This is a genomic window from Wenyingzhuangia sp. IMCC45533, from assembly GCF_054111225.1.
Genome location: NZ_CM134197.1, coordinates 1,886,494 through 1,903,249, shown reverse-complemented (window position 1 = coordinate 1,903,249; position 16,756 = coordinate 1,886,494). Strand labels below are relative to the sequence as shown.

Genomic DNA, 16,756 nt, shown 5'->3' with positions numbered 1-16,756 from the left:
TTTTTATGCTTTTTTTTTCATAGATTTATTTAAATGCTAGAAATTATGGGAATTTTACAACCATCAAAAGGAAAATTATTAATTGCCGAACCTTCTATTTTGGGGGATATCTCTTTTAATAGGTCTATTGTGTTACTTACGGAACATTCAAAAGATAGTTCTATTGGTTTTATAATGAATAAACCTCTAGGCTATAGCTTAAATGATTTGGTTCCAGAAGTGGATTGTGATTTTAAAGTGTATCAAGGAGGTCCTGTGGAGCAAGATAATCTTTACTTTATCCACAAAATCCCAAACTTGCTTCCTAACAGTATTGAGGTTACTAATGGTATTTATTGGGGTGGAGATTTTAGCGCACTCTCTAATCTATTAAACGAAGGACTTGTAAAAAATGAGGACATCAGATTCTTTTTAGGGTACTCTGGATGGGGACAAGGTCAATTAAATCAGGAACTAAAAAGCGAATCTTGGTTGGTGAGCGAAAACAACCACCTAAATATTTTTAATATTCATCCAAAAAATTTATGGAAAGATCATTTAATGGAAATGGGTGGCAAATATCAAATATGGGCAAATGCTCCTAAAAACCCTAGCCTAAACTAAGCAAGCAGTGCTTTTATTTTTAAAGAAATATTAGTATCAAAATGCTTCTTTCTGTATTTAGTGATTGGCTGAACACCAACGATAACGTTGGATAAGAAAACTTCATCTGCTTTCTGAATTGCAAACGGAGATATGGAAACTTCTTCCACCTCAAATGCTCCACTTTTTTCAATTACCTCTATAATATTTTTACGCATCACCCCTTTAATACATCCATCAGACAAGGGAGGAGTAGATATCACGTTGCCTTTTACTATAAAAATATTTCCATTGGTAAATTCCACTACGTTTTTGTTAGTATTTAACAAAACACAGTTATCTAAATTATTTTCCTTAGCATAAATACCTGCCAATACATTATTGATTTTGTTATTCGTTTTTATGGTAGATAATAAATTGGGATTGATCATAAAATCTTTGTACAAATCTACCTCATAAGTATCTTTAACAACCACGGCTACTTTTTTAACCTCAACTATGTAAGAAATTTTGTTCTCTTCGGGTGTATACAAACCCTTGGCATCCCTGTAAACCGTAAACTTCACTCTGTTTTCGTCTCCCTTATTTGCGTTAATTGTTTTTAATATTTCTGCTTCAAAAAACTCCAAGGTAAATTCCATTGGAATCTCCATTCTCAACATACGCATAGAAGCCATTAATCTAAAATAATGATCTTCACAATAAACAACCGCTTCATCTTCAATTTTAACGGTTTCAAACAAAGCATCTCCATAGGAAAAACCTCTGTTGTTATATGCTATTTGATGATTGTTTTCTGAGATTATACTTCCGTTGTAATTAATCATTTCTCTTAAATTTTATGCTGGCAAAAATACAATAAAAAAAGCTTTGATTTTCATCAAAGCTTTTTCACATTTTTAGTTTTTATCTTTTAAGCACCAATAATATGCTTTAATTCTGCAATTTGATTTTCCCATAACATTTTAGCCTCATCCATCTCATCCTCTTCCGCAAAATCTGTAATAATTAGCGATACATCTTTGGTTAATGCATCTACCTGAATCTTAAATTCAAAGTACGCATCATCATCCTCATCCTCAACCCAATGAAATTTAGCTCTTTCATCGTTTTTGTAAGTTAATAACTTTGCTTGCTCTTCACTATCATCCCAAATAAAAGTAAACATCTCTCCTCTAGAATTCACGTTATCTGCAAACCACTCTCCTAATCCTGACGGTGTTGCAAAATATTGATACAACATAGAAGGTGAAGCATGTATAGGAAATTCTAACTGATATTTCTCTTTGGTCATAATGGCTTAAATTTTGATGAGTGGCAAAGTAATATTTTTTTGTTTATCACAAAAAAATATATTACATTATTTTAGTTCTTTTTTTCAATCTCAATTAACTTGTTTGGGTAAACCCTATTTGCCGTTTTTAGAACTGAGGGCATCCTTTCCAAATCGCCATCTTGGAAAGCGTGCTGTAATATATTTTCTATCATATAATCTTCCATTTCGCTTTCTGGATGATATTCTAAGTCCAAATCGATTTTAAATAAACTAGCCGAAATTCTGTAGATAAAAGCTTTGAAATTCCCTCTTTTGTCTTGCACATGTTCATTCACCGTGGAACCTGTGAGTCTATGGATTAGTTTAATTAAAATTCTGCCTTCTGTTTTGGTTAACTTTTTAACGTCGTTGGCAAATTCGTTTTCAAAGTATTTTTGTTTTCTTTTTACGTAGCGTTTTCTTTTTCTTTTAGACTTTATTAGATAAATGGTATCATTTAAAGCCTCTATCTTATTTTTGGCCAAAACCGCATATGGATAGGCTCTGTAAGTTTTTTTCTTAAACCATTGGTAATACCTCCTATCGTAGTTTGTTTTAAACTTGGGCTTGGGAAAAAGTACTACAGTATCTAAAGAAATAGTACCGTTGGGATCTGTAACCAAATAGTAATCCTTATATTTTTTCTCTAACTGCTCCCAAGTATTTTCTTGAGAAAAAGCCATTAGAGAAAAAAGACACAATAGAATAGAAATCTTTTTTTTCATTACACTACGCTTCACGTCATCAAAAATACATAAATAACATTTGAGCTGTGTTTTTAAGTTTTAATCCAATTGCAAGATGTTGACTAGTAAAGAAACGTTCAAGATTCTAAAGCTTGTACTACAACCTGATCCGTGAGCAATGTTATTCATCATCAATTTATTTAATGCTTTTTTGCTGTCACATATCAACTAAAAACCACAAAAGACATACATTACATCTAAAATCAAAATAGTATTTTTGAACAACATTAAACAGATATATAATGAGCGACAATACAATTTTAAATCAAAAATCTCTAGATTTTTTAGAGCAGTACTTAAATAATGCTTCACCAACAGGTTACGAGAGCAAGGGTCAAGAAATATGGATGGACTATTTAAAACCCTATGTGGATGAATTTATTACAGATTCATACGGAACTGCTGTAGGTGTTATCAATCCAAAAGCAGACTATAAAGTTGTGATAGAGGGACATTCTGATGAAATTGCATGGTATGTGAACTATATCACAGACAATGGACTAATTCACGTGATTAGAAACGGTGGTAGTGACCATATTATTGCTCCGTCTAAAAGAGTAAATATCCATACAAAAAAAGGAATTGTTAGAGGAGTTTTTGGATGGCCTGCTATACATACCCGATTAAAAGGAGCTAAAGAAGATACTCCTAAAATAGAAAATATTACTATTGATGTAGGTTGCGAAACTAAAGAAGAGGTGTTGGCTTTAGGGGTGCACGTAGGTTGCGTTATTACTTATCCGGATACTTTTGAAATACTGAACGAAAACAAATTTATTTGTAGAGCTTTAGACAATAGAATGGGTGGATTTATGATTGCTGAAGTTGCTAGGTTAATTAAAGAAAACAATATCGATTTGCCTTTCGCTCTATACGTTACCAATTCTGTTCAAGAGGAAATCGGATTACGTGGTGCAGAAATGATTACCCAAACTATTAAGCCTAATGTAGCCATAGTAACGGATGTTTGTCATGACACGACTACTCCTATGATTAAAAAATCTGCTGAAGGAGATACTCAAATTGGAAATGGCCCCGTGATTTCTTACGCTCCTGCCATTCAGCATAATGTAAGAGAATTAATTATTGATACTGCTGAAAAAAACGATATTCCTTTCCAAAGGCACGCTTCGTCTAGAGCAACGGGAACAGATACAGATGCGTTTGCTTACAGCAATGGAGGTGTTCCTTCTGCCTTGATTTCTTTGCCTTTAAGATATATGCATACCACTGTAGAAATGGTTCACAAAAGTGATGTTGAAAACGTGATTAAATTAATTTTTGAAAGTGTTAAAAAAATTAAGAATGGTGACGATTTTAGCTATTTTAAAAAAGAGAGCTATACTATCTAAACCCTAAATTTTAATGGTTAAAAAGAGGTTTACAATTAATTGAATTGTGAACCTCTTTTTTTCTGAGTATAGAATTATACCTTAGGAGATAAACCCAATTTTTCTGCCCTTTTGAGCATTAGATCAAAAGCTTCATTATAATCATTGGTAATGATACCGTCTAGAATTGACTCCTTGATGTAATCTTTAATCTGTCCTATTTCCTTACAAGGTTTAAGATCAAAAGTCTTCATAATAATTTCACCAGTAATGGGAGGTTCAAAATTACGAACCCTATCTCTTTCCTCTACCTCTTTTATTTTGTCTCTAACAATTTTAAAATTGTTATGGTAACGCTTAAACTTCTTTGAATTTTTTGTGGTAATGTCAGCCTCACATAGTATCATCAAATTGTCAATATCTTCACCTGCATCAAACACCAAACGCCTTACTGCAGAATCTGTAACTTCAGAAGCCAACACAATAGGTCTTGAACTTAATAAAACCATTTTCTGAACAAACTTCATTTTGTTGTTCAAAGGTAATTTTAGTCTTTTAAAAAGCTTAAAAACCATTTTAGATCCTACAAATTCGTGATTATGAAACGTCCATCCTACTTTTTTAGAAAAACGCTTAGTTGGTGCCTTGCCTATATCGTGTAACAAAGCAGCCCATCTTAACCAAACATCTTCTGTATTTTTAGCTATGTTATCTACTACTTCTAAAGTATGATAAAAATTGTCTTTATGTTTTTGACCTTCAACTTCTTGAACTCCTTTTAAGTTGGTTAGTTCTGGTAGTATTTGATGTAATAACCCTGATTCTTCTAAATGTAAAAACCCTATAGAAGGTATAGGAGATTCCAAAATTTTATGAATTTCTACCATCACCCTTTCTCTAGTGATGATCTCTAATCTCTTAGCATTTTTACTAATAGCATCTAGAGACTCTTTCTCGATAGTAAAGTTTAACTGTGTCGCAAAACGTATTGCTCTCATCATCCTTAAAGGATCATCAGAGTAGGTAATATCTGGATTTAAAGGGGTGCGAATTATTTTTGATTGCAAATCGTTAACACCGTTAAAAGGGTCCAACAATCTACCTAGCGAATTTTCATTTAAGGATATCGCCAAAGCGTTAATTGTAAAATCTCGTCTCTCTTGATCATCCTGTAAACTCCCTGCTTCTACTTCGGGATTTCTACTATCTTCGGTATAAGATTCTTTTCTCGCTCCTACAAATTCAACCTCAATTTCCTGAAAACGCAACATGGCCGTACCATAGGTTTTAAACACCTGAACTTTGGGTTTGTTGGGTAACAATTCTGCCACTTTTAGTGCTAATTCTATTCCACTACCTATTGCAACAACATCTATATCCTTTGCCTCTCCTCTCTCTAAAATAAAATCTCGGACAAAACCTCCAATTACATACGCATCTACATTTAGCAAATTAGATGCTTTAGTAATGTATTCAAATATTGGATGTTGTATTGCAGATTTATAATTCTCTAGAATTTGCATTAAGGTCTAATTACGGTTACCTGATTGTTGTTTGTGACCTTGATAATAGTCGAGGATTTTTCACAAATTTTATCGTGATGCAAATCTACTATATAATCTACAGCTTGCAAAATACGACTATCTATTTCCGAAAATTGTTTGGGAGTTGGCTCTCCGCTTATATTTGCAGAGGTAGAAATTATAGGTTTCCCGTACTCTTCTATCATGTTTTTACAAAAATCATCCGAAGCAATTCTTATGGCAATGGTATTGTCTTTTCCTATGGCATTTTTAGCAATCCCTATTGGGCTGTCATATACAATGGTGGTAGGTCTAGTCGCTTTTTCTAATATTTCAATGGCATTACTAGGCACCTTATCTATGTACTTTTTTAGCATGTCTAAAGAAGACACTAAAATCACCAGACTTTTGGTCTCTTCCCTTTGTTTTATCGCATAGATTTTGGCCACAGATTTGGCATCTGTTGCATCGCACCCTATTCCCCAAACAGTGTCCGTGGGATAAAGAAACACCCTATAATTAACCGCTGCTTCCATAAAAATCTTAAGTAACTATCTATAGATTTGTAATTTAGTTTACCTCGAGGGATTGGAGGTTTACCAGATTAGTATACATTCCCCCCATGGCGATTAATTCGTCATGAGTACCTTTCTCTACAATTCTGCCTTTACTCATGACAACAATTAAATCAGCGTTCTTGACAGTAGAAAGCCTATGAGCTATTACTAAAGAAGTTCTGTTTTTCATCATCTTCTCCAATGCATCTTGCACCACTTTCTCTGACTCAGTATCCAATGCAGATGTGGCCTCGTCTAAAATCATAATAGGAGGGTTCTTCATAACAGCTCTTGCTATTGCTATTCTTTGTCTTTGCCCTCCAGAAAGCATTCCCCCTCCGTCCCCAACAGGGCTATCGTAGCCTTGAGGAAATTCAGAAATAAAATTATGAGCATTTGCTATTTTAGCTGCATTTATAATATCTTCATCGCTTGCCTCTACCCCTAAAGAAATGTTGTTTTTTATAGAATCATTAAACAAAATTGAATCTTGAGCCACAATTCCCATTTGCTCTCTCAGTGACTTTGTGGTAATCTCCTTGATATTTATACCGTCAAATGTTATACTTCCTTCATTTACATCGTAAAACCTAGTTATAAGATTGGCTAAAGTAGATTTTCCACTACCTGATTCACCAACCAAGGCTATAGTTTTACCTTTAGGTAGGGTTAAGTTAAAATCTCTCAACACAAAATCTTCTTTATACTTGAAAGAAATATTATTAAATTTTATTTCGGAGTTAAACCCATTGATTTCTTTAGCATCGGGAATGTCTTTCAAAGGATTGAAAGCATCCAAAATAAACTGAACTCTCTCTGATGCTGCATTCCCTCCTTGTATTGCATGACTAGCTTTCGCTATTGCTTTTGCCGGAGTTAAAATTTGGTATGCAAGAGCTATGTATGTGATAAACGTTGCTCCTGTTAAAGATTTGTCTATTAAAACTAGGGTTCCACCGTAAACAAAAATAATCGAAATGGAAATAATTCCCAAAAACTCGCTCAGAGGTCCTGCCATTGACATTCTAGAGCCTATAACGTTATTCATTACATTAATCTCTTCTGCCTGTTCGTTGAATTTCTCCTTGAAGTAATTTTCTGCTGTAAAATTTTTAATGATTTTTATACCTCCCAATGTTTCCTCTATTCTAGACAACAACCCTCCTTCCATAGCAAAAACATTTCCTGAAATATTCTTAATCGTTTTACCCAACCTAGAAATCATGAATCCAGATATAGGCAAAAAAATCAATACAAATATTGTCAATTTCCAACTAATCCATACCATTGCTCCTAAGGTGAAAATTAAAGTTAGCGGCTCCCTACCCAGCATCGTTATCGCACTCATAAAAGAGCTTTTTATAGTTGTTATATCAGCTGTCATTCTAGCCATCAAATCACCCTTTTTTTCTCCAGAAAAAAAGGCCACATTCAAAGCTGTTACTTTTCTGTAAACATCATTTCGTAAATCTTTTAAAACTCCGTTATTTAAGTAAGTCATATAAACCATCGATAGATAGGCAAAAAAGTTTTTAAAGAAAAATGCTAGGATCATAAAAAACATCATCCATAATAATGTACTCAGCGGGCCCTTTAATTCGGTATTATGGGTTATAAAGTAGTTCAAGTAGTCCTCTAGAGTACCTTTGCTCAAATCACTTATACCACTTATATCTGGTTTGACATATATTGTTTCGTTCTCTTTAAATAATACATTCATCACTGGCATTAGGGAAAGCATTGACAGCGCTGAAAAAAAGGAGTATAAAAAATTAAAAAAAATACTTGCTCCGAAGTAAGATTTATAAGGAATTAGGTACTTTGCAAATCTCTTGAGGTTTTTCATGTTTTTAACTATACTGAATATAAAGAAATGCTAAGATAATTATTTTTAGGTAAGACCTGTTGCTAAGCCGTAGGGATTTGATATTTTTGAAAAGTAAATAAAAAAACAATTATCAAAACTTCCCTCTTTAAAACAAAAGAACGTTTTGAATTCTTTGTAAGAAAAACAAACACGCAGTCAATTGGAATGAATTGGTTCTATTACTTAGAAATAATGAGTTTATAACAATAACAGAAAACAACTAATTTGGGATAAAATTAACAATGCAATAAAAAAAGGAAAACTTTTGAACGTTTTGTACACTAAAAAGTATTGATTAAAAAAAATTAACATTTAGAACTGCTACATACTAAAACCTAAAGTTCTTTTTAATATTCTAGGTAAATAGATAACACACTTCTACTACCTACTTTCTATAGGAGATTATAATTTATATTCTAGAAAATAATATTATCTTGAACTTAAGTCAAATTACGTAATCAATAACAAACTTTAATTAACACCAAATCTCTCAGCAATTATTCCTTAAATATAGAAAAATCTCTCAAAAAAGTTAGACAGTTTAAATATGATATCGAACCCAACCGTAACTATATGTTGTATGACATATAATCAAGAAAATTACATATTAAAAGCCCTCGAAGGTTTTACTAAGCAAATTACTTCTTTTGATGTTGAAATCATTGTTCACGACGATAATTCCACAGATAGCACAAGAGAAATTATAGAGAAATACTGTTCTATCGACGCTAGAATCACAACTATTTTCCAAAAAGAAAACAAATACTCAAAAAAAGAGAGAATTACTTATAAGTATTTGTTTCCAAAATGCAGAGGTAAATATATTGCTTTGTGTGATGGTGATGATTACTGGACTGATCCATTAAAACTACAAAAGCAAGTAGATTTTTTGAAAAAAAACAAAGGCTATGGAATAGTAGGAACTAGAATGATTACACTGTTTCAGAAACAGAAAAAGTACGTTGATTGGCAACATCCTAAAAACAAAAAACACAATTTAGATGTTTCTGATCTGATTGATGGTAATTTTATCTACGCTTCTTCTGCCCTATTTAAAAATGATTTTACAATTGAAGAGTGGTGGAATTTATTCCCCTTCGGAGACTGGCCTTTGTATATTAATCAAATAAAAAATAGAAAAATAAAAATTTTAGACGAGAATATGGGTGTGTACCGCGTTCATGAAAATGGAATACACTCTGGAATATCTAGACTAAAACAACATCACAAAGAAATTGAGTGTTTGTCTATATTTATGCAATTCTCCAATCACAGTTCTGATTTAAAAAATCTGATGATGAAGTCAATAGAGAAAAAAACCGATTTATTGTTTGATGATTTAACTACAGAAAACAACAAGTTAGCTAAGATGATTAAATCATTAGAAACCAAACAAAACAATTTGGAACTTGAACTACAAAATCAAATTTCGTTGAGTAACAGTATTAGTGAAAAACGTGACGAATTAGAAGCAAAATTAATATCCATAAAAAAAACGATTACTTACAAAACCATTCTAAAGCTAGAGGTGTTGATAAGAAAACACAAAATATGAAAAAGAAAGTATTATTTGGTTCGCCAAACCATTTCGGAATGTATAAACGTGTCTTAAAAGACTTCGAATTAAACAATTATCTCGTCACGTCAATATGCATTAAAGATTGGCCAGAAAAGAAAGAAAGCAAAAAAATGTTTAATCTATTCTACAAAACAAAAAAAAACAACATACTTTGTAATAGCGAAAAAGATATAATCGATCTTTTAGATACTTTCCCTAACAAGTATTTTGACTATGTTTTTTTTATAAGACCCGACTACTACAGTAACGAAGTAATTAATAAAGCCATTTCAAAATCTAATTTTAGCTTGGCATACCAGTGGGATGGTTTAGATAGGTTTCCTAGAATTCACCAGAAAATAGCTTTATTTGATAAATTTCTTGTTTTTGATGATGATGATTACATGAAATATATCGGAAAATATGAAAACCTGAGCGTCGGTGGAAATTATTATTTCCAGTACGATAAAGATGTACCTAAAGCAAAAGAAAAAATTGATATTTTTTATTTAGGGGCCTTTGTTGAAAAAAGAAATGAAGATATGATGAAAATATACAGTATCTTAAAAGACAAAAAACTGAATATAAAAATTATACTTTGTCAGATACCTGAGATACCTAAAAATATTGAGAAATACGGCAATAAAGATATTCAATTTGTAAATCATATTATAGATTATAAAGAAAATATAAGTTTAACTAAGTCTACGAAAATAATAATTGATTTGTTAATACAAGAACACAAAGGCTTATCCTATCGATTCTTTGAGGCAATTCATTATGGTAAAAAAATAATAACAACTAACTCATCGGTGAAGAAAAACGATTTTTATCATCCCAATAATATCTTTATTTTCGAAGATAGAGACAATATTGAGGATGACCTAATTTCTTTTATCAATTTACCTTACGTAAAAATTGACAATGAAACTTCAAAAAAATATTCTTTTATAAATTGGTTTGAATCTTTTGTGAAATAATCTAAAAAAAGCTGTTGTATAAACTCAGAACGACAGCTTTATATATATACTTGATGCTAGAAAATTACGGTATTTATAGAAACTCAAATTAAGAGAGTCCAGAAATGACTGAGATAAGCAGCTTATCAAAGCAACAGAATGAAAACTATTTACATTATTCAGATAAGAAATCTAAAATAAAATAATCTAAATTCTGATATAACCTAGACAAATAATTCTTTTTAGAAGAATTACTGCTGAGGGAATAAATAGAATGCTGGAGCGGGAATTTGCAGTCCAAAAAACAACGAATCTGTGGAAGAACTTAAGAGAATCAATTAAGAACGTTATTTCAACACTGCATTGATTGCTATCTATTTTTTTCTAGACACTGTCCCTTAATTTGTATAAATCATGGACAGTATCCAATATTTTGTGTAAACAAAAATTCTACGGGGTTTAACTTTTTTAAAGCTGAACCCTTTTTTCAAATATAGTTAAGAACTGGTTAAGAATTAGTCCCCAATTGTGAATTGGCTGGGTCCATTTCTTAGTAATTTGCATCAAAGATAAATAAACTGATTTTTTCAAGGCATCGTCTGTTGGGAAGCTCATTTTGTTTTTAGTGTATTTTCTAATTTTGCCATTAAGATTTTCAATTAGATTGGTAGTGTAAATTATTTTTCTGATTTCTAAAGGGAAATCAAAGAACACGGTAAGTTCCTCCCAATTGTTACGCCAAGATTGTACTGCATAAGGATATTTATCATTCCATTTTTCAGCAAACTGGTCTAATTCGGCTTTAGCCATTTCTTTATTAGGAGCATTGTAAATATGCTTCATATCTCCTGTAAAAGCTTTTTTGTCTTTCCAAACCACATAACGTGCACTGTTACGAATTTGATGAACCACACAGATTTGAGTATCTGCTGTTGGAAACACATTTTTAATGGATTGTGTGAATCCGTTGAGATTATCGGTAACAGTTACCAAAATATCTTCAACCCCTCTAGCCTTTAAATCAGTAAGTACTCCTTGCCAAAAAGCGGCAGATTCATTCATTCCTAACCACATTCCTAATAGTTCTTTGTGGCCTTCTCTGTTGAGCCCTACGGCTAAGTAAATAGTTTTGTTAACAACCTTTCCTCCTTGACGAACTTTAAATACAATTCCATCCATCCAAACTATGCAATAAACAGACTCTAAAGGCTTGTTTTGCCATTCTAATACTTCTTGATTGATTCTGTCTGTGATAATAGATATAGATGATGTGGAGAGCTTATAGCCATAAATTTGATAAAGTTCATCTTCAATATCAGAAACACTCATACCTTTTGCATAAAGCGAAATCACGATATTTTCTATAGACAGTGAAGTGCTTTTGTGTTTAGGAACCACAATAGGTTCAAAATCACTATTGCGATCACGTGGAACTTTAATCTCGCTTTGACCGAAGCGGTTCTTTACTTTTTTTGTAGTGCTACCATTGCGAGCATTAGTATTGCTGCGTTTACCATTTTTGGGATAGCCTAAATGAGCATCCATCTCTCCTTGAAGCATAGCTTCTAAAGCGGCACTGTGTAATTCATTTAATAAATTACTTAAATCGTCTTCTGTTTTTAGGCCTTTTAATAGACCACTTTGTGAAAATTGATTTTTTAAATCATCCATAATAAAACTGTGTGTTATAAAATTAATCAAAAAATTAGGCGGGGTTTTAAAACCCCGCCTAATTTCTGTTTACACAGTTTTTTGGACACTACCAAATCATGAATAGGGTTTAGTTTTTACAGCTGAATCCTGTTTTCAAATATAGCTAAAAATTGATTTAGGATAACTCCCCAATTTCTAATCGGTATGGTTCATTTTTTAATTGACTCTCTCAAAGCAAAAAAGACAGATTTTAATACTGCATCATCTTTTGGGTATGAAAGTTTTTTTTGTTATATTTTATGATTTTTCCATTAAGATTCTCGATTAAATTCGTTGCATAAACAATCTTTCTAATCTCCACAGGAAAATCAAAAAACACCGTCAACTCATCCTAGTTATTTCCCTAATTTTTAATAGTATGTAAATACTTTGCGATCCATTTTTATTTAACTGTTTGCAGCTCTTTTGGTAGGAGAAGTGAAATTTCCCTCATATTTTTTGTACATTCTTTTCTATCCTTCCATACTAGATGTTTGAAAGAGTTTCTGATTTGATGTACTACACATATTTGTATGACTGATTCTGGGAATACTGTTCAATGGTATCGGTAAAACTATTAAGATTATCTGTAGCGGTAATTTAGAACATCTTGGATTCCTCTAGCTTTGATATCAGTTAAAATAGTCACCAATAAAGCAGAAAATTCGTTTTTACTATCAGTTCCAAGTCTTACAACTATGTAAATAGTTTTGTTTACAATTTTATTGTTTTATCTAACCTTGAATACAATTCCATCCATGCAAACAATTAGACAGTATGGTTCTAAAGGTCTGTTTTTCCATGCGACTATATCTAAATTTATTTTATCTATGATTCTAGAAATAGTAGAGCTAGAAACGTTAAAATCATAAAGTTCTAAAATTCGTTGTTCAATATTTGACACAGACATTATTTGGTATAAAAACTAATGATTATGTTTTCTACTCCATCTAAAGTGTTTTTACCTTTTTTAACAGTCATTGAGTTAAAATTTCAATCTCTATACTATAAGAACTGAAATCTCTGATTCGCCTAGAGTAGTCTTTATCTTCTTTTTAGAATATCCATTACGAACATTATCTCCAAGACTAGACTTGGTGTTTGTTCTAACAAAAATGAGTATCTAATTCTCCTTCTAGCATTTTTCAATATCTCGTTTTCAAATTCTTACTAAAGGTTGCTCAAATCATCTCCTGTTTTAAACAGCTTTAAAAAGTCGTCGTTTAATGTATCTTTTTTGGGTTCATAAATATGAAAATTAAAAGTTAATAAAAAAATAAGTTTTGAAAATGTTCGAAACCTATTTCTAAAACTTACACTCTTAGAGATAGAGTGCTATTTTCTAGCTAGACAATCACATCTAAAATTTAAAGTGACATCCTTTTGAAAAGAAGTTTCAGTCTCGTAATTATTTTAAGACAGGGGGTTCTTTTTATTACTTTTTTATGCTCGATATACAACGAATAAACATCAAAATTAGCTTTTTTTATGCCATTTAGAAATGTAGCTCTGTGTTTATACGGAAATTCCTTTTTAATTATGTCCGTTATTATGAGCATATACTTTTCAAAATGTTTGTTATACACATAATCGTATGTCCATTTCGACCTGTCCTTTTGTAGTATCGTCTTGCTCATCGATATCTCATGCCTTCTGTAATAAAACAATATTTTTTCTAACTTCACTACTCTTGAATTTTTGTCTAAAAGTTGTAACCAAAACTCCCAGTCTTCGTAGCCATATACCATGTTAACGTCGTAACCACTCGTTTGCGAGAAATAATCTCCTCTTTTATACATTGCTGTACAAAAAATACAATTGCCATAAAATAAGTAATTATAACTGTAGACGGGTAATTCCCAAAATCCGCTTTCATAATCAAAAAGCTCAGCATTACAGTATACTAACTTAGTTGACGCGTCTTTTATAAATTCCTCTACAGCCAAACTCAAATATTCTTCGTGAATTTTATCATCCGAATCCAGAGGTAGTATATATTCTCCGGATGCTTTTGACACACCTATATTTCTTGCATTAGAAAGCCCTTTGTTTCCTATTGTGAATAGCTTGAACCTTGAATCTATTTTTATAAAATCTTTAACAATTTGTTCCGAATTATCAGTAGATCCATCATTGATTATAATACATTCCCAGTTTCGATATGTTTGATTTAACACGGATTCTAAGGTTTCTATTACATAATCTTCTTGATTATAACAAGGTACTATCACAGAAACAACATTTTTCATCGAGATTGTTTTTATTTTCAAATATAATTCTATATTGTGACATTTTAAACAAAAAAAAACAACTATTTAACTACTAACTTAAAAATTGTTTTAACTCGAATAATGAAAAAAAAAATCCTTCTAGCTAAACACGAATACTCTGATATTTACAAAAATATTACATGGGAGTTTGAACAAAATAATTATGAAGTGTTCCATTTACTTTTCAAAAATTATATACCGAAAAAACACAAATCACTAAAAATTCGGTTGATTAAATTATATCGAAAGAACATATTAAAGGACCCTAACTATAAATATCAGCTTATTTCAAAATACTATGAAGAAATTTTTTTAATACTACTTAGTCAATTTTCCGAAAACCACTTTGACTATTCTTTAGTTATTAGAGCAGATCTATATACCGAAAAAACAATTCAAGAAATTTGCAGAGTTACTAATTACAACATTGCTTACCATTGGGATGGCATAGACAGATTTCCAGACATACACACTCGTATTTCCTATTTTGACAAATTTTACGTTTTTGAAAAAAGAGATTTAGACAATTATAGAGATTTGTATGACAACATGGACATCACTACTAATTTCTATTTTGAACACAACAAACCGAACAAAATTTACGAACAACTAGACGTTTTTTACATAGGTGCTTATGTACAAAATCGTTGGAGTAACATTGAGTATATTTGTGAAAAGTTAACTAATTATAACCTAACTATAAAAGTACTTATTAGCGAAAAAAAAACAGAAATTGCAAATAAACATAAAAACAAACACATTTCTTTTTTAAACCAACTAATACCTTATCATGAAACGCTGGCAATGTCTAAAGCTAGTAACGTCATTCTGGACTTTACTATTAAAGGAGATAATGGACATAACGGATACTCATTAAGGTTTTTCGAAGCCTTGATACACGAAAACAAAGTTATTACTGATAATAAAAACGTTATTAATGCTGATTTCTATAAATCTGAAAACATCTTTATCATAGATCATGATGATATTCAAAACTTAGAAAATTTTATAAAATCACCTTATCAAACTGTTTCTGAAAAAATTAAGCATAAATACAGTTTTATAAATTGGTTTGAAACTAAACTACCTAATTAATTATGACAGACAATTTGATTTCAATAATAATACCCTGCTATAATCAAGCTGAATTTTTAAATGAAACATGTGACTCTTTAAAAAGCCAAAGCTACCCCCACTGGGAAGCCATTATTATAAATGATGGTTCTACAGACGATACTAATATTTTATCAAAAGAAATTTGTAGACACGACAATAGGTTTAGATATATTGAACAAGAAAACAAAGGTTTAAGTGCTGCGAGAAATGTAGGAATTAATATATGCGATGGAGAGTACATTCTTTTTTTAGATTCTGATGATTTGATAACTACTGATAAACTAGAAAAATCTATTTTTTTTTTCAGGAACGAAAAAAGCGACATCGTTATTTCAAATTTTTTGAGATTCAACTCAAAAAATAAAAAAGAGAAAAAAAGCCGATTTAATCTTAATGACTACACCCTAGATTTTAATTCTATATTACTAAAATGGGATTTAAGTTTTACTATACCTATACACTGCGCTATTTTTTCTAAAGAAATTATAGGATCGGTTAGATTTAATGAAAATTTAAGAGCGAAGGAGGATTGGTTGTTTTGGATAAATATAACAAAAAAGAATCCATTGATTTTTTTTTATGATCGTAAAGACGCATTGTACCGAGCTCATAACAATAACATGAGTAAGAATGATCCATTGATGTTTAAAAACAATCAGATAGCTAACATATATATATATGATAGTATAGAAACAAACCAGAAAAGGGAGTTTTTTAACAGGATTAATAACGAGTTAACAACTCAAAGAAAAAAATTTCTAGCTTTCAAACAAAACTCATTTCCAAGAGTAATTTTACATCGACTAAAAAAAGCTTTAAAATTTGTATTCAACTCGTATTAGTAATTAGTTGGTCGCTTTTTAGAGTTATGCTAACATCTTTTCTTTAGTCAAAAATTAATTACATCAACTATAGAATCTGGCTCTAATACCTCCTCATAATCTGATACTTTTTTGATACTATCTTATTACTACATTGCTTACAGAATGAGTTTAAAATTACAATTTAGTAAGTCGAGATGAACACTATGTTTAGAAAATAGACGTTTCCAAGCTCTTTTTTTTGATTCTGTTATGGTGATTACGATTAATTCCTGTTTGTAACTGATATAAAAAAGTTTTTCTTCAAGGTAGAACGTTTAATCTGACTTCTTTTATTTTTCAAAATTCATATAAACGTAATAAAACACACGTAAAACGAAGTTTATTAATTTTGTTACTATTCCAAAAAGTTGTATAAA

General features: G+C 31.1%; 14 protein-coding genes and 1 pseudogene. 6 read left to right on the top strand and 9 right to left on the bottom strand.

Annotation, left to right across the window (positions count from 1 at the left end):
* Positions 1–45 precede the first annotated feature (45 nt).
* On the top strand, positions 46–603 hold the full coding sequence (locus tag ACXGQW_RS08470; protein WP_457821926.1) for a YqgE/AlgH family protein: 558 nt from the start codon (positions 46–48) through the stop codon (positions 601–603).
* On the opposite strand, the gene ACXGQW_RS08465 is transcribed toward ACXGQW_RS08470, so the two are convergent.
* The 3 genes from ACXGQW_RS08465 to ACXGQW_RS08455 form a co-directional block, all read right to left on the bottom strand.
* Positions 600–1,409 (bottom strand): aminotransferase class IV, encoded by an 810-nt coding sequence (locus ACXGQW_RS08465; RefSeq protein WP_457821924.1) that lies wholly within the window; start codon positions 1,407–1,409, stop codon positions 600–602. The two genes, ACXGQW_RS08470 and ACXGQW_RS08465, sit on opposite strands and share 4 nt — an antisense overlap.
* Before the next feature lie 86 nt (positions 1,410–1,495).
* On the bottom strand, positions 1,496–1,879 hold the full coding sequence (locus ACXGQW_RS08460) for an START-like domain-containing protein (RefSeq protein ID WP_457824197.1): 384 nt from the start codon (positions 1,877–1,879) through the stop codon (positions 1,496–1,498).
* 68 nt (positions 1,880–1,947) lie between these two features.
* Positions 1,948–2,622: a DUF4294 domain-containing protein gene (locus tag ACXGQW_RS08455; protein WP_457821922.1), complete on the bottom strand. Its 675-nt coding sequence runs from the start codon at positions 2,620–2,622 to the stop codon at positions 1,948–1,950.
* A 263-nt stretch (positions 2,623–2,885) separates the two neighbouring features.
* Here ACXGQW_RS08455 and ACXGQW_RS08450 point away from each other — a divergent pair, with 263 nt between their 5' ends.
* Positions 2,886–3,995 carry a M42 family metallopeptidase gene (locus ACXGQW_RS08450; RefSeq protein WP_457821920.1) on the top strand — a complete coding sequence of 370 codons (1,110 nt, stop codon included), beginning with the start codon at positions 2,886–2,888 and terminating at the stop codon, positions 3,993–3,995.
* Between the two features lie 74 nt (positions 3,996–4,069).
* On the opposite strand, the gene ACXGQW_RS08445 is transcribed toward ACXGQW_RS08450, so the two are convergent.
* The 3 genes from ACXGQW_RS08445 to ACXGQW_RS08435 are packed head-to-tail and all read right to left on the bottom strand — an operon-like array spanning position 4,070 to position 7,900.
* Positions 4,070–5,497 carry a CCA tRNA nucleotidyltransferase gene (locus tag ACXGQW_RS08445; RefSeq protein WP_457821918.1) on the bottom strand — a complete coding sequence of 476 codons (1,428 nt, stop codon included), beginning with the start codon at positions 5,495–5,497 and terminating at the stop codon, positions 4,070–4,072.
* Positions 5,497–6,033 carry an L-threonylcarbamoyladenylate synthase gene (locus ACXGQW_RS08440; protein WP_457821916.1) on the bottom strand — a complete coding sequence of 179 codons (537 nt, stop codon included), beginning with the start codon at positions 6,031–6,033 and terminating at the stop codon, positions 5,497–5,499. Before ACXGQW_RS08440 ends, ACXGQW_RS08445 begins: the two co-directional genes overlap by 1 nt.
* Before the next feature lie 34 nt (positions 6,034–6,067).
* Positions 6,068–7,900, bottom strand: a complete 1,833-nt coding sequence (locus ACXGQW_RS08435; RefSeq protein WP_457821915.1) for an ABC transporter ATP-binding protein — start codon at positions 7,898–7,900, stop codon at positions 6,068–6,070.
* Positions 7,901–8,468: 568 nt separating this feature from the next.
* Here ACXGQW_RS08435 and ACXGQW_RS08430 point away from each other — a divergent pair.
* Positions 8,469–9,476, top strand: coding sequence for a glycosyltransferase family 2 protein (locus tag ACXGQW_RS08430; protein WP_457821913.1), 1,008 nt, complete (start codon positions 8,469–8,471; stop codon positions 9,474–9,476).
* Positions 9,473–10,459: a hypothetical protein gene (locus tag ACXGQW_RS08425; RefSeq protein WP_457821911.1), complete on the top strand. Its 987-nt coding sequence runs from the start codon at positions 9,473–9,475 to the stop codon at positions 10,457–10,459. The genes ACXGQW_RS08430 and ACXGQW_RS08425 overlap by 4 nt, the downstream gene beginning before the upstream one ends.
* A gap of 447 nt (positions 10,460–10,906) precedes the next feature.
* Here ACXGQW_RS08425 and ACXGQW_RS08420 read toward each other — a convergent pair whose 3' ends face one another.
* The 3 genes and pseudogenes from ACXGQW_RS08420 to ACXGQW_RS08410 form a co-directional block, all read right to left on the bottom strand.
* Positions 10,907–12,109 (bottom strand): IS256 family transposase, encoded by a 1,203-nt coding sequence (locus ACXGQW_RS08420; protein WP_457821909.1) that lies wholly within the window; start codon positions 12,107–12,109, stop codon positions 10,907–10,909.
* Positions 12,110–12,225: 116 nt separating this feature from the next.
* Positions 12,226–13,381 (bottom strand): annotated as a pseudogene (locus ACXGQW_RS08415) (IS256 family transposase).
* A 116-nt stretch (positions 13,382–13,497) separates the two neighbouring features.
* Complete coding sequence (locus ACXGQW_RS08410) at positions 13,498–14,379, bottom strand: glycosyltransferase family 2 protein (protein WP_457821907.1); 882 nt, start codon at positions 14,377–14,379, stop codon at positions 13,498–13,500.
* Between the two features lie 102 nt (positions 14,380–14,481).
* Here ACXGQW_RS08410 and ACXGQW_RS08405 point away from each other — a divergent pair, with 102 nt between their 5' ends.
* Both ACXGQW_RS08405 and ACXGQW_RS08400 read left to right on the top strand, forming a co-directional pair.
* Positions 14,482–15,495: a hypothetical protein gene (locus tag ACXGQW_RS08405; RefSeq protein WP_457821906.1), complete on the top strand. Its 1,014-nt coding sequence runs from the start codon at positions 14,482–14,484 to the stop codon at positions 15,493–15,495.
* Positions 15,496–15,497: 2 nt separating this feature from the next.
* The gene (locus ACXGQW_RS08400) at positions 15,498–16,358 is read left to right on the top strand and encodes a glycosyltransferase family 2 protein (RefSeq protein ID WP_457821904.1); all 861 of its coding nucleotides are present in this window, start codon (positions 15,498–15,500) and stop codon (positions 16,356–16,358) included.
* Positions 16,359–16,756 lie beyond the last annotated feature (398 nt).

Bases quoted from the DNA above. Each gene is read 5' to 3' on its own strand.
- ACXGQW_RS08470 (WP_457821926.1), top strand. From the start codon at position 46: ATGGGAATTTTACAACCATCAAAAGGAAAATTATTAATTGCCGAACCT.
- ACXGQW_RS08465 (WP_457821924.1), bottom strand. From the start codon at position 1,409: ATGATTAATTACAACGGAAGTATAATCTCAGAAAACAATCATCAAATA.
- ACXGQW_RS08455 (WP_457821922.1), bottom strand. From the start codon at position 2,622: ATGAAAAAAAAGATTTCTATTCTATTGTGTCTTTTTTCTCTAATGGCT.
- ACXGQW_RS08450 (WP_457821920.1), top strand. From the start codon at position 2,886: ATGAGCGACAATACAATTTTAAATCAAAAATCTCTAGATTTTTTAGAG.
- ACXGQW_RS08445 (WP_457821918.1), bottom strand. From the start codon at position 5,497: ATGCAAATTCTAGAGAATTATAAATCTGCAATACAACATCCAATATTT.
- ACXGQW_RS08440 (WP_457821916.1), bottom strand. From the start codon at position 6,033: ATGGAAGCAGCGGTTAATTATAGGGTGTTTCTTTATCCCACGGACACT.
- ACXGQW_RS08435 (WP_457821915.1), bottom strand. From the start codon at position 7,900: ATGAAAAACCTCAAGAGATTTGCAAAGTACCTAATTCCTTATAAATCT.
- ACXGQW_RS08430 (WP_457821913.1), top strand. From the start codon at position 8,469: ATGATATCGAACCCAACCGTAACTATATGTTGTATGACATATAATCAA.
- ACXGQW_RS08425 (WP_457821911.1), top strand. From the start codon at position 9,473: ATGAAAAAGAAAGTATTATTTGGTTCGCCAAACCATTTCGGAATGTAT.
- ACXGQW_RS08420 (WP_457821909.1), bottom strand. From the start codon at position 12,109: ATGGATGATTTAAAAAATCAATTTTCACAAAGTGGTCTATTAAAAGGC.
- ACXGQW_RS08410 (WP_457821907.1), bottom strand. From the start codon at position 14,379: ATGAAAAATGTTGTTTCTGTGATAGTACCTTGTTATAATCAAGAAGAT.
- ACXGQW_RS08405 (WP_457821906.1), top strand. From the start codon at position 14,482: ATGAAAAAAAAAATCCTTCTAGCTAAACACGAATACTCTGATATTTAC.
- ACXGQW_RS08400 (WP_457821904.1), top strand. From the start codon at position 15,498: ATGACAGACAATTTGATTTCAATAATAATACCCTGCTATAATCAAGCT.